The following is a 12,040-nucleotide window of genomic DNA, read 5'->3' on the forward strand; positions in this document are numbered from 1 at the left end:
ACACCGTGGGCCAAGGGAAAATGCGGCTCGATCCGAGCCATCTGGCGCTCGCTCAGCAGAAACAAATCACTCATCACGGTCTCCTTCTAGAAACCGTGAATCACATCTCAACTCAAATTAATAGGTCTTGAGCCTAGGTTTCTAGGGACTCGGTTATGCACCGCGCCGAGTCCCACTGCCTGAGATATGTCCGCTCGTTACTCGCCGGATGCCGACCATCGCCTTCCCACACCACCGGCAGGTGCAGGCCCTCCAATCGGAATACCGCTGGCCGGCAACCTCGAAATGTCAGGATGCGATGCATTGGCTGCCATTCCCGGTGCGTTACTCGTGCTTGCGAGGCAGGGTGTCGACAGTGCGGCCAGCTTGGGCCGCACTGGTTGCTCGCACCCCTCAGTCGTCCTCACGCTCGCGCTCGATGATTTCGCCGGTGATGCGGTTGATCTTGGCTTCGTACTTGACCCCGTTCGTGTCGCGCATCTCGACTTCGTAGCGGCCATCGTCGCGGTCGACTTCGAGGACGGTATAACCTTGCGCTTCGAGCTGGGATGACAGGGCGCTGACGCTCATCCAGTCGTTGGAGGATCCGGCAACGGACGGTGCCTGGGCGCTGGCGGCGGACGTGAGCAGGAGTGCGGCGGAGACGGTGATCAGTGCAGTTTTCATCGTAAAACCCTTCGTTTCGGGGCAGCCAAACCGTTCAGCTGCTTGCCTGAGGTTTTGGCAGATCGTCGCTGACAGCATCCTGACGGGTTTTGTCAGCTTGCTGTCAGGTTCAATTCGATAGAGAAAGAGGGATGTTTCGATGGCTGTGCCCCGTTGTGATGCTTGCCCTCGCCGCGCCCGCACTCGCGGACGACGACGATCATGATCGCGCGCGCGCAGCGGTCGAGCGGGGGGCGATCCTGACATTGAACCGTATTCTTGAAGTCGCAGCGCGTGATACGCCGGGCCGCGTCATCGATGTCTCACTCGATGAAGATGACGGCCGCTATGTCTATGAGGTCGAAATCATTGGCCGCGGCGGGCAGATCGTCGAAATGAAGATTGATGCCGCGAGCGGGCGCATCCTCGAGCGCGAGATCGATGACTGATGCGTATTCTTGTAGTTGAGGACGATGCACGCATCCTAGCAGACATTGCTGCGGCTCTCTCGGGGGCCGGGTTCATTGTTGATACCGCATCGAATGGCGAAGACGCCTGGTTTCTGGGTGATACGGAAGATTTTGCCCTGATCCTGCTCGACCTCGGACTTCCCGGCATGGATGGCTTGTCGGTCTTGAAGAAGTGGCGTGCGGGTGGGCTTGAAACGCCGGTCCTCATCCTGTCTGCGCGGGGCACGTGGCAAGAGCGCGTTGAAGGCATCGACGCAGGCGCTGACGACTATCTGCCCAAACCATTTCGCATGGAAGAAGTCATCGCTCGCGCAAGGGCGCTGGTGCGCCGGGCAGCCGGACGTGCAACCTCAGTTCAGGAAATCGGCGCCGTGTCGATCGATACGGTGCGCATGTCGGTGACCCTACGCGGTGCGCCGATCAACCTGACGGGGCTGGAATACCGCGCTTTGGCATATCTTGCCACGCACAAGGATCGCGCCGTGTCACCGGTTGAGTTGCGCGAACATCTCTACGGTGTCGACAATGACCGGGAGGCCAACGCGCTGGAGGCAATCATCGCGCGTTTGCGGCGCAAGCTCGGCGCGCAATTCATCGTGACGCGTCGCGGCTTTGGCTATAGCTTGGCCGGGGACGATGACGCTTCGGGTGTGACCAAGTGAGACGTCTGTCGCTTCGTCTGCGCCTGGCACTCCTTGGGGCCATCGCCACGATCGTCGCTCTCGGCCTTGCCGCCTGGGCTCTGACGGGGCTCTTTGCCTTGCACGTCGAGCGGCGCGCTGTTGCCGAAATGGAACTGCAGCTGGAGCAGGTTCTGGCTGGGCTGACATTGCAGCCAGACAATCAGCTTGGCATCAGCAGTCCGCCGACCGATCCTCGTTTCCACCGTCCCTATGGCGGGCTGTATTGGCAGCTTGCCGCGGCGGACAATGTGCTGCGCTCGCGTTCACTCTGGGACGGTTCATTGGACATCCCCGTATCTTCTGTCCCGCAGGCCGAGGCGCAGATACATCGGATAAAGGGACCGGACGGGGCGGAGTTGCTGGCTGTGTCGAGGTCCGTCACCCTGCCGCCCTCCCTGAACGGGGGGATGGTAACGGCGTCGGTTGCGATGGATTCGGGCGAGTTTGTTGCGGCTCGCAACGCGTTTGCTAAAGACCTCGCTCCCTATCTCGCCTTGCTCACCATCACGCTTCTCGGCGCCCAGCTGGCGCAGCTGATCTTTGGCCTTCGCCCGTTGCGCGCCATTGGCCAACGCATCGCCGCCTTGCGGGCAGGCGAAACGGATCGCATGGGCGATGAATGGCCGAACGAGGTGCAGCCGCTCGCAAGTGAAATCGATGAGCTCTTGAAGATGCGCGAAGCCGATATCGAGCGCGCACGGTTCCGCGCGGCTGATCTCGCGCATGGATTAAAGACCCCGCTTCAGGCGCTATTGGGCGAGGCTGGTCGACTGCGCGAACGCGACGAGACGGCGTCCGCGAACTCGATCGAAGAAATAGCCAGCGCGATGCAAGCGCATGTCGAACGCGAGTTGGTGCGTTCGCGCGTGTCGATACAAGCCAAGAACAAGTCGGCCAATGTGAAAAAGGTGGTGGACCAGATCGTTTCGGTCCTGCATCGCACGCCGCGTGGTGCCGAGCTGGAGTGGGTCATTGACGTGCCAACTGGCTTGCAGGCAGTAATCGATCCCGCAGACATGGCTGAGGCGTTGGGCGCATTGGCCGAGAACGCGTTGCATCATGCGCGGGGCGAGGTGAGGATCGACGCTGTCGAGCACGACCGCCAAATCCGCCTCAGCGTGGCGGATGACGGCCCCGGCGTTCCCGATCATCAGCTCAAGACCATCGTCGAGCGCGGCAAGCGGCTTGATGAAACTGGTACCGGCACCGGCATAGGCCTTGCCATTGCGCACGACATAGCTGCTGCCGTGGGGGGCAGGATCGAGCTTGCCAATCGGCCGGCCGGCTTCGTTGCGGTTCTCGTTCTGCCGGTTTTGGGGACTGTCGCAAAACTTCAATAAAACCGTAAATCGGCTGTCATGATCGGCCGTCATTTCCTCACCCAGACAAACGATCCGGGTGAATTTTATGACGAGCGCAAGCCTGCTGAATGTCAGCAAAGCCTACGGCAAGACGCCTGTTCTTCGGGATGTCAGCCTGAATATCAAGGCGGGTGAGTTTCTTGCGGTGCTGGGGCCTTCGGGCTGCGGAAAGACGACGCTCCTGCGTCTGCTCGCCGGTTTTGAAACGCCTACCGAGGGGGAGGTCCAGCTAGGTGACCGCACGGTTGCGTCGCGCAGCGTGATGGTACCGCCGGAAAAACGCGGCCTTGGCATCGTCTTCCAGAACTATGCTCTCTGGCCGCATATGTCGGTTGCGCAGAACGTCGGCTATGCGCTCAAGGTGGCGGGGCTGCCGCGCGCTGAGCGCGACCAGCGGGTTCGTGAGGCTCTCGAAACCGTCGATCTGACACGTTTCGCCGACCGTCGCCCGGCTGATCTGTCGGGTGGTCAGCGCCAGCGCGTTGCACTCGCGCGCTGTCTCGCCGCGCGAAACAATCTTGTTCTTCTCGACGAGCCTCTAGCCAATCTCGATGTACGTCTGCGTGCAACGATGGAGGAAGAGTTCCGGCGCTTCCACCGCGAAAGCGGCGCAACGCTTGTCTACATCACCCATGACCAGTCGGAAGCGATGGCGCTCGCCGATCGCGTGGCGGTGATGGACAAGGGGCGCATCCTTCAATGCGCGTCCCCGCGTCAGCTCTATCGCGAGCCGGCCAATGCAACGGTTGCGACCTTCATCGGCGATGGGCTCCTGTTCCCGGTCGAAAACGTCCGCCCCGAATACGCCGGGCGCGTGCGCGCCACGCTGCTGGGGGTCGAGGTCACCATGCGAGCCACGCCACCGCAAGGGCCTGTGCCATTTGCAATTGCCACCTGCCATCCAGGCAATCTGCGCCTGTGTGCTGACCACGAACAGAATGGTCTCGATGTCGTGATCACCAGTCGTGTCTACCGCGGCGGCCACTGGTCGCTCGAGATGCGCCCTTACGCCGATCAGTCGCTGACCTACACGATCGATCTCCCTGACCGTGGCGGATCGCTTCCCGAACCCGGCGACGACGCCCGCGTCGCATTCGATGACCTTTGGCTACTGCCGGAAGGTCAGGGCGCGCCGTTCGGATCAACCAAAACCAATCAATCCTCCACCACAGACCAAAAGAAAGTGCTCCAATGCGTCTGATCACCTCCACCGTCTTCGCGCTTCTGCTTGGTTCGTCCGCGCTTCACGCGGAAACCACGTTGATGCTTTACACGTCTCAGTCGCCGGAAATCGCACAACAGACCGTCGACGCTTTCCAGGCCAAGCACCCGGACATCAAGGTCGAGTGGACCCGCAACGGCACCTCGCAGCTGATGAACATCATGAGTGCGGAGCGCGAAGCTGGCGGCATCAAGGCAGACGTCCTGCTGATCGCTGACCCGATCAATCTGGGCATGCTTAAGCGCGACGGCGCGCTTCTGGCATGGCCGGAAGCGCCGGTCGAGGGTATCGACCCCCAAGTCTACGACAAGGACTTCACCTTCTTCGGCACCAAGCTGTCGGCTAACGGCATCGTCTACAACACGCAGAACGCAAAGCCGGTTTCGAGCTATGCCGAGCTTCTTGTTGACGAAAATGCCGGTCAGATCGCGGCTCCGAGCCCGCTCTATTCGGGCGCTGCACTCGTTCACATGCACTCGGTGCTTCAGGACGAAAAGCTGGGCTGGGCCTATTACGAGCGTCTGGCCGAGCTCGACATCGCGCCTGAAGGCGGCAACGGGCCAGTGCTGAAGTCGGTCGCCGGCGGCCAGATGAAGTACGCGATCAACATCGACGCCGACGTTCTTCGCGCCAAGCGTGCCGGTTCGCCGGTCGAGTTCGTCTACCCGGAAGAGGGCGCAAGCTACTTCGCCGAGCCGGTTGCGATCGTGAAGGGCACCGAGAAGGTTGAAGCCGCAAAGGCGTTCGTTGCCTTCATTCTGTCGAAGGAAGGTCAGGAGCTGGCTGCCTCGCAGGGCTACATCCCGGTTCTCGAAGGCGTTGCCGCTCCAGTGGGAATGCCGTCGCTGTCTGAAATCAAGCTGATGCCTCTCGACGCAGACGCAGCCGTTGCTGCAGACGAAGCCGAGCGCGCGAAGTTCATCGATATCTTTGGCGGTTAATCCCTTGCCATCACTTGCTCATATGCCTGCACAGCGCCGCCGAGAGGTGGCGCTGTCAATCTTCTCCCGGTTCACCGGACAGAATGCTGTCCTCGTGCTTCTCACGCTTCTGGTCGGCACAATTGCCGTCGCGCCGCTTGTCCGCCTCGCCATTTCGGCGCTGTTTGATGGCGATGGCTTTGCGGTCGAGCGCCTGACCAAGCTGTTTTCGCGACCGCAGACCAGCGCCGCACTCGTCAACACGCTGATCATCGCGACCTTGTCGACCATCGCTTCGCTGGTCATCGGTGTCGTGTTTGCTGTCGTGATGGTCTTCACCGACCTGAAGCACAAGTCGGCTCTCGTATTCGCCTTCGTCCTGCCGCTCATGATCCCGCCGCAGGTAACTGCCATGGCGTGGATTCAGGCCTTCTCCCCGTCGAGCCCGGTGCTTGGCATGCTGGGAATGGCGATGGAGCCCGGCAGCAGGCATCCGCTCTATTCCATGACGGGCGTGGTTCTCCTGCTTGGCGTCTACAATGCGCCGCTGGTCTACCTGTCCCTCCAGGCAAGCCTTCGCCGTTTGCCGCTTAACCTCGCTGAGGCTGCACGTGCGGCTGGTGCGAGCCCTGCACGCACTGTCTTCACCGTCCTCTTGCCTCTGGCGCGTGGCGGCATTCTCGCTGCGGCGAGCCTCTCCTTCGTCTCTGCCATCGGCAATTTCGGTATTCAGGCCATGCTGGGCATTCCGGGTCGCGTCCCGACGCTGATGACTCAGATCTATCAGCAGGTGAACAATATCGGCCCGTCTGCCCTGCCAAACATGGCAATGCTGTCGATCGTGCTCGTCGCTCTGACCGTCACCGCCGTTCTGATGGCCAACTGGGCTGCAAGTCGCGCCGATACCCGGATTGATCTTGGCACCAATCGGCTGACGGTCGCGCTCGGCGTCTACACATGGCCGGTCATGATCCTCCTGTGGGGCTACATGATCGTCTCGCTGCTCCTGCCGCTATCGGCTCTCCTGCAAACGTCGCTGGTTCCGGCCTTTGGCCTGTCGCTTTCGGCGGAAACCTTCACGCTCAAGAATTACACGGCAGCGTTGTTCAATCAGCCGATCCTGCGTGACGCGCTGAAGACATCGCTGTGGCTGACGTCTGTCAGTGTCGTGATCCTGACCGTGATCGCCGTCCTGCTTGGCTACTTCCTGACCTGGCGCAAGGGCCCACTAGTGCGCGTTCTGCAATTCTGCACGGATGCTGCCTATGCACTGCCGGGCGTGTCGCTGGGTGTAGCGTTGATCCTGATCTTCCTGCGCCCGCTGCCAATCTTCGACGTCTCCCTCTACGGCACCGCCTGGATCATCCTCGTCGCCTATGTCGCTGGCTTCTTCGCGCTCGCCCTGCGTCCGGTTCTCTCCGGCTACCAGCAGATTGATCGCAATCTTGAAGAAGCAGCGCAGGTCGCTGGTGCAAGCTGGGGCCGACGCATGGTCGAGATCATCTTCCCGCTTGTCGCGCCTGCGGCAACCGCAAGTGCCATCCTCGTATTCATGAGCGCAATCAACGAGATCCAGACTTCGATCATGCTGATCTCGTCGTCGGCACGCACGCTTGGCCCGATGATCATCTTCCTCGAAGACGGTGGTGCATCGACGCTCGCCGCGGCGGTGGGCTGCCTCATGGTTCTCGGCATCCTTGCGATCATGCTCATCACCAGCATTTTCTCGCGCTACCTGCCGGAAAGGGTCCTGCCATGGCAGTTCTGACCAGTGTCAGTGGTCTAAATGGCAAGCTGCCGGCCGCCTTCGTTCTCGAACTTCGCGGCAAGCGCATTCTGCTCGACCTCGGTGAAGGTCCGGAGCCAGGCGTGCGCCCCGATGCGACCAAGCTTGGCTGCATCGACGCGATCTTCCTGTCGCATGCACATGGTGATCATGTCGGTTCCATGGACCTTTGGGAGAGCCTGGGCTCTCCTCCGGTCTACGCCAGCGCCGCCACGTTCAGAGGGCTCGTGCCGCAAGGCATCAACCTGCCCGACGCAGCGTGCCATGTGCTGCCGCTCGTCGGCGCGGTCGAGATCCTCGGGATTCCGTTCACGGTCGGAAGGTCGGGTCACGCGATTGGCGGTCTTTGGCTGCATGCTCCAGACAATGGCGGCATTCTCTACATGGGCGACTGGAGCCGTGAGACCACGATCCTCGCCTTCGATACACCGCCGAAAGCTGCAACGGTCATCACCGACGTCAGCTATTGCGATCGCCCGCAGACCTTGGCCGAGCAGATTGATGATCTGGCAAGGGATGCACCAGCGGGTGCGGTCCTCCCTGTCCCCCAGATGGGGCGCGGGACTGAACTTGCGCTCCGTCTCACCGAAGCTGGCCGAAAGGTCGCCGTCTGCCCTGTGGTTGAGAGCGAAATCCGCATGCTGGCTAGCGAACGCGAAGGCCATGTCAGCGATGCAACGCGCGAAGCTCTGACGCAGCTGATGCCGCGCCTTGGCCGTTCCGTTGAAGCGGATGCCGAAAGCCTGATCGTCGTTGTGGAAGCAGATCATCGCGAAAGCATTCTGCCATCTCTGGTGCAGCAAGAAGGCCGTCACTTCATCCTCACCGGTCACGTCGCTGCAAACTCGCTTGGCGATAGCTTGCTGCAACAGAAGCGCGCCTCGCGCATGCCCTGGAACGTGCATCCACCGCGCGGCTGCAACCTTTGGCTCGCTGATGCCGTCGCCGCCGAGCGTGTCCTGCCGGCCTTCGGCGCGATCGCTGATGCGCCGCATCTGGCTGCCGGGCTTGGTGCTCGGCTCTCTCTTTCATCCCCTCTCGCGCTCTAAGCGCCCCTCCAAGGAAGTAATATGATCCACATGCAGGAAAGCGACCTCGAAGTCGCTGAAAACGAGAAGTCCGTTGCCGTTCCGGTGCACGAAGTCACCCACGCCGATGGCCGCAAGACCATGCTCTATGTTGGCAATCAGGCGGCGGCTTGTGATGCAGATACCCTGCTGGCGCTCAACATCACCTCGACGCTGAACGTGTCGGTCAACATCATCGTGCCGGCAATGCAGCTTGCCGACGGCACCCATGTCCGCCGCGCCAATGTTGGCCTCATCGATGGCAACGGCAATCCGGCATCGTACCTTGCCGGTGCAGTGCTCACCTTGCATGGTCTTCTCAATCAGGCGAGCCCCGGCAAGCCACACTATCCTGCGCATCGTTATGGCAATGTGCTGGTGAATTGCCGCGGCGGGCGTTCGCGTTCGGTCACCGTGCTTGGCCTTTACATGCACCTGACGGCTCCGGATCAGTGGCCAACGCTGGCGTCTGCCATCGACCATATTCGCACCCTTCGCGGCAACGCAGCGCACTATCCGCTGCAGCCGATGATCGAGATGGCCGAGCGCCTCATCGACCACGGTGCGCTGGCAAAGCTCCTCGAAATCTAAAAGCTCCCAACAAAAAAGCCGGTTTTGCCACCGGGCTTTTTTAATGGGTTCGCTTCAGATCAGCGGGCGAGATTACGTTCTCGCAACCATTCGACGGACGTCAATATTCCTGCCTTGTCGCGCAGTTCGAGGATCAGACGCGGCTTTGAGGTCAGTTCGCCGAGCGCGCGAAACACAGCGTGCCAGCTGATATTGCCTTCACCGATGGGCATCGCCGCACCGAGCGGAGATCGGACGTTACGCGACCTCCCGCTTGTCGCTGGTCAGCGTGCGCAGCAGCGCATGTAACTCGCCCATGCCGTAGACGACATGATCGGCACCGGCCGCAAGAAGCGTCCTGTCGTGGTTTTCCCGGTCATCCGAATGCCCGATGAAGCCGACTGCCAGGCATCCGGCAGCCCGTGCGCAGGCAATGCCGGCGACATTATCGTCAATGAAGATCGCTTCGCCTGGTAAAACCCCAAGTGCCGCGCAAGCATGGAGCGCGATATCCGGCGCAGGCTTTGCCTCTGCCACATGCTCGGCCGAGTAGATGTACCCCGCGAAGAATGGCGCAACCGATGTGCGCGCGACTGACAGGTCCAGTCTCTTGATCGACGAGTTCGAGCAGATCGCCTTCTTCAGGGAAAAGTCGCGCAACACGTGTTCGATGCCCGGCATCAGCGGCACGTCCCGCTCAAACATCTCAAACAGGATCTCGTCCGCCCGCTTGAAAAGGGAATCTGCATCAAACCCCTCCGCGGCCATCCAGCTACGTGTGTCATTAGCCGAGTTTCCGGAGAAGGTATCGCGCGCCTCGTGTAGCGACATCGGCCGGCCAGCCTCGGTCACTGCCATCCCCAGCGACCCGCACCCCATGCCCTCGCTATCGAGCACGACGCCGTCACAGTCGAAAAGTATCGCCTTGAACCCGCTCACGAAATCTCACCGTCGCTGCCGGACCGAGCCGGCTGTCCCTCAAAAATTTGCATTACAGTCCCATCTTGCTCGGGCCAAAGGTGCCCATCGCACCGCGCCGTAACACACTTTGATGACGGCTGTTCTGACGATGTGTGAAGGAACTGTGAAAGTGGCTTTGCAGATTCACCCGCCAAATGTGGTGTGAGGAATTTCCGGCGTGTTGAGGTTGAACTCTTCCCAAGGAGGTCGCGGGCCAAGTTGTTCGCGATGACAGGGTCATCCGGTCCCGCCTGCTGAAAAATTTCTTGCGAGGTCGGAAGGCGGATTCCGCGGAATCTTTACAGGGTGGCAATCTCTGGTTGTTTGGCAGGGACAAGCGTCCAATTATGGCAGTATCTGCTCCTGCAGGCGTCGAGTATAGGACTCGGCGGCCAGAAAGAACATGTCTGTGAGCGGGTTGCGCTCCTCGGCAAGGGCGAAGACTATTTCCTCGGAACCGCTTCCAATGTTCGGCACTTGCAAACGCCGAACTGCATCGGCGCGGTGGGTGCCGAGGCGCCACATGAAGCCGACGCCGATGCCGAGACTGACGGCTTCATAGACCGCGTCACGAGTGTCAGCGATCAGGCGGGGCCTGGGAGCAAGACCAGCGCGGGCGAAGGCTCGATCGATAACTTTTTGCGTCGATGAGCCACGCGAGCGGAAGATCAGCGCTTGCTGCGCTAGATCGCGCAGTTGGACCTCCGTTGCAGCCGCCAGCGGATGCGTTTCCGAGACTATCGCCACGACATTCTGCTGCAAAATCGGCAGGCGGCGGAAGCGGGGGTCCGCAGGGATGTCCGGGAGCACCGCCACATCGACTTCGCGCCGCAGCACCGAGCTGACGATTGCCTGATGGGAGCCGCTTTCCACAGTGATCGAGACCTTGGGGTGATTGGCAATCACCAACCCAATTATGGCGATCCCTGGCATTGAATTGCCGAGGCCGACGCGCATGCGCAACTGGCCGGATGGATCGCGGCGCGCAAGCAGGCGCACCGCCTCCGTCTCTACCTCGAGGAGCCTTTCGCCGATCTCGGACAGCTCGCGGCACAAGGGGGTAGGAGAAAGGCGGCCCTGCATCCGCTCAAACAGCCGCAATCCCTTGTCAGTCTCAAAACCGCGGATCTGCTGCGATATTGCAGTATGCGACAGGCCGAGCAGCCGAGCCGCGCCGGCAAACGAACCTTCCTCCGTCACAGCGGCAATTGCCCGGATCAGAGCAAGACTCACAGGATCAGACATGACCGAAACCTCAGATTTCACTTTCCGAAGCTTTGCCTTGTGATTGTAACAAGCGCGTTACATCGCGGGTCCATCTGTCGTTGCGTTGATCAGGACGACGACAAGACCACATGCTCACCGCAAGTCACAACGCCGTTTTTCCCGCCGCACAAGTCAGCTCTGATGCGATCGATCTGGAGCAGTTTCTGGCGGGGCCGGGACCTGAAGCTGCGGCAGTTCTGGCCGATCTGGATGGGTGCCTGATCTCCGGTAGTACGGTTCTCCCGGGTGCGGCCGAACTGGTCCGCCGCACCGGTGAGCGGCTATGGATCGTCTCCAACAACTCTTCGGATACGGCACAAACACTGTCGGTGCGGCTCTCTCACATGGGGCTGCAGGTTCCGGCCGAACGCATCTTCCTTGCTGGCGAGCAGGCGGTGCGGGAGCTGGCCGCTGCCATGCCCCGGTGCGCAGGTCGCGCTTTTTGCCGCGCCCCCGCTTCAGGAGCTCGCGTCCGACCTTGGCCTGCAGGCGTCCCGGAAAAGCTGGGCGGCGGATATTGCGCTGCTTGCTCGCGGCCCCGGTATGGGCAAGCGATGGAGAAATCTGTGGATCGATTACCCTCACGGCCGATGAGCGCGACATGCCGCCGGAGCGATTCTCCGAATTTGGACTGAAGGTAATCCGCTGGGCGGAAGAGGCGACCGCAACACTCGGCGGGCAGCCGTTTCCCGTCTGATTAAGCGACACCCGGAGGTAGCCGATGTCCCTCGTCCAGTTCGAGAGCCTTTCTCCATTCGTCGAAATAATGGGGATCCAGGTAGTTGATGCAACGGCCCTCGCACGCATGTAAGTCAGCGTGAAGCTTGCCGTACGGATCGTGGACTGGCCCATCGGCCGAAGCATCGGAATCGCGATGTCATGAGATCGAGCGCTCCGCCCCGCTTCGGGCGGTCCGGCTCTCTCGTGGCGCTGCCACTGTGAAGGGTGATGTCACGGTAACCTTTGGTCAGAGGCTTCTACCTATGAGCTGTGGCATGACACAACTCATCAGCTACAAGCGCCACCGATTCCGCCCCAGATCATTGCCCATGCAGTTTCGTTGTAGTTCCGATTCCTCCGAGCCTCCGAC

At 61.0% G+C, this 12,040-nt stretch carries 13 protein-coding genes; 9 read left to right on the top strand and 4 right to left on the bottom strand.

Annotated features, from left to right (window positions below):
* Positions 1-393 precede the first annotated feature (393 nt).
* Positions 394-666 carry a PepSY domain-containing protein gene (locus IEX27_RS20635; RefSeq protein WP_024849890.1) on the bottom strand — a complete coding sequence of 91 codons (273 nt, stop codon included), beginning with the start codon at positions 664-666 and terminating at the stop codon, positions 394-396.
* A 131-nt stretch (positions 667-797) separates the two neighbouring features.
* Here IEX27_RS20635 and IEX27_RS20640 point away from each other — a divergent pair, with 131 nt between their 5' ends.
* The 8 genes from IEX27_RS20640 (at position 798) to IEX27_RS20675 (ending at position 8,745) form a co-directional block, all read left to right on the top strand.
* The gene (locus tag IEX27_RS20640) at positions 798-1,094 is read left to right on the top strand and encodes a PepSY domain-containing protein (RefSeq protein WP_024849891.1); all 297 of its coding nucleotides are present in this window, start codon (positions 798-800) and stop codon (positions 1,092-1,094) included.
* Positions 1,094-1,777: a response regulator transcription factor gene (locus IEX27_RS20645; protein WP_024849892.1), complete on the top strand. Its 684-nt coding sequence runs from the start codon at positions 1,094-1,096 to the stop codon at positions 1,775-1,777. The genes IEX27_RS20640 and IEX27_RS20645 overlap by 1 nt, the downstream gene beginning before the upstream one ends.
* Positions 1,774-3,138 carry a sensor histidine kinase gene (locus IEX27_RS20650; RefSeq protein WP_024849893.1) on the top strand — a complete coding sequence of 455 codons (1,365 nt, stop codon included), beginning with the start codon at positions 1,774-1,776 and terminating at the stop codon, positions 3,136-3,138. Before IEX27_RS20645 ends, IEX27_RS20650 begins: the two co-directional genes overlap by 4 nt.
* 67 nt (positions 3,139-3,205) lie before the next feature.
* Positions 3,206-4,360, top strand: coding sequence for an ABC transporter ATP-binding protein (locus tag IEX27_RS20655; protein WP_024849894.1), 1,155 nt, complete (start codon positions 3,206-3,208; stop codon positions 4,358-4,360).
* On the top strand, positions 4,351-5,322 hold the full coding sequence (locus tag IEX27_RS20660; RefSeq protein ID WP_188722968.1) for an ABC transporter substrate-binding protein: 972 nt from the start codon (positions 4,351-4,353) through the stop codon (positions 5,320-5,322). The genes IEX27_RS20655 and IEX27_RS20660 overlap by 10 nt, the downstream gene beginning before the upstream one ends.
* 4 nt (positions 5,323-5,326) lie before the next feature.
* The gene (locus IEX27_RS20665) at positions 5,327-7,069 is read left to right on the top strand and encodes an ABC transporter permease (protein WP_244630488.1); all 1,743 of its coding nucleotides are present in this window, start codon (positions 5,327-5,329) and stop codon (positions 7,067-7,069) included.
* Complete coding sequence (locus IEX27_RS20670) at positions 7,057-8,136, top strand: MBL fold metallo-hydrolase (RefSeq protein WP_024849897.1); 1,080 nt, start codon at positions 7,057-7,059, stop codon at positions 8,134-8,136. The genes IEX27_RS20665 and IEX27_RS20670 overlap by 13 nt, the downstream gene beginning before the upstream one ends.
* Before the next feature lie 21 nt (positions 8,137-8,157).
* Positions 8,158-8,745: a protein-tyrosine phosphatase family protein gene (locus IEX27_RS20675; protein ID WP_024849898.1), complete on the top strand. Its 588-nt coding sequence runs from the start codon at positions 8,158-8,160 to the stop codon at positions 8,743-8,745.
* Positions 8,746-8,804: 59 nt separating this feature from the next.
* Here IEX27_RS20675 and IEX27_RS20680 read toward each other — a convergent pair whose 3' ends face one another.
* The 3 genes from IEX27_RS20680 to IEX27_RS20690 all read right to left on the bottom strand — a co-directional run bounded on the left by IEX27_RS20680 (position 8,805) and on the right by IEX27_RS20690 (position 10,929).
* Positions 8,805-8,957 (bottom strand): hypothetical protein, encoded by a 153-nt coding sequence (locus tag IEX27_RS20680; protein WP_373869905.1) that lies wholly within the window; start codon positions 8,955-8,957, stop codon positions 8,805-8,807.
* 25 nt (positions 8,958-8,982) lie between these two features.
* Positions 8,983-9,663 (bottom strand): HAD family hydrolase, encoded by a 681-nt coding sequence (locus IEX27_RS20685; protein WP_188722969.1) that lies wholly within the window; start codon positions 9,661-9,663, stop codon positions 8,983-8,985.
* A gap of 366 nt (positions 9,664-10,029) precedes the next feature.
* Complete coding sequence (locus IEX27_RS20690; RefSeq protein ID WP_188722970.1) at positions 10,030-10,929, bottom strand: LysR family transcriptional regulator; 900 nt, start codon at positions 10,927-10,929, stop codon at positions 10,030-10,032.
* Between the two features lie 110 nt (positions 10,930-11,039).
* Between IEX27_RS20690 and IEX27_RS20695 the strand changes: the two genes are divergently transcribed.
* Positions 11,040-11,585 carry an HAD family hydrolase gene (locus tag IEX27_RS20695; RefSeq protein ID WP_188722971.1) on the top strand — a complete coding sequence of 182 codons (546 nt, stop codon included), beginning with the start codon at positions 11,040-11,042 and terminating at the stop codon, positions 11,583-11,585.
* Positions 11,586-12,040: the final 455 nt, after the last annotated feature.

Origin of the sequence: Nitratireductor aestuarii (genome assembly GCF_014641695.1) — a bacterium.
In the GTDB taxonomy this organism is placed as follows: Bacteria; Pseudomonadota; Alphaproteobacteria; order Rhizobiales; family Rhizobiaceae; genus Chelativorans; species Chelativorans aestuarii.

Coding starts and splice junctions, on each gene's coding strand:
- IEX27_RS20635 (WP_024849890.1), bottom strand. CDS start 666: ATGAAAACTGCACTGATCACCGTCTCCGCCGCACTCCTGCTCACGTCC.
- IEX27_RS20640 (WP_024849891.1), top strand. CDS start 798: ATGTTTCGATGGCTGTGCCCCGTTGTGATGCTTGCCCTCGCCGCGCCC.
- IEX27_RS20645 (WP_024849892.1), top strand. CDS start 1,094: ATGCGTATTCTTGTAGTTGAGGACGATGCACGCATCCTAGCAGACATT.
- IEX27_RS20655 (WP_024849894.1), top strand. CDS start 3,206: ATGACGAGCGCAAGCCTGCTGAATGTCAGCAAAGCCTACGGCAAGACG.
- IEX27_RS20660 (WP_188722968.1), top strand. CDS start 4,351: ATGCGTCTGATCACCTCCACCGTCTTCGCGCTTCTGCTTGGTTCGTCC.
- IEX27_RS20670 (WP_024849897.1), top strand. CDS start 7,057: ATGGCAGTTCTGACCAGTGTCAGTGGTCTAAATGGCAAGCTGCCGGCC.
- IEX27_RS20675 (WP_024849898.1), top strand. CDS start 8,158: ATGATCCACATGCAGGAAAGCGACCTCGAAGTCGCTGAAAACGAGAAG.
- IEX27_RS20680 (WP_373869905.1), bottom strand. CDS start 8,957: ATGCCCATCGGTGAAGGCAATATCAGCTGGCACGCTGTGTTTCGCGCG.
- IEX27_RS20690 (WP_188722970.1), bottom strand. CDS start 10,929: ATGTCTGATCCTGTGAGTCTTGCTCTGATCCGGGCAATTGCCGCTGTG.
- IEX27_RS20695 (WP_188722971.1), top strand. CDS start 11,040: ATGCTCACCGCAAGTCACAACGCCGTTTTTCCCGCCGCACAAGTCAGC.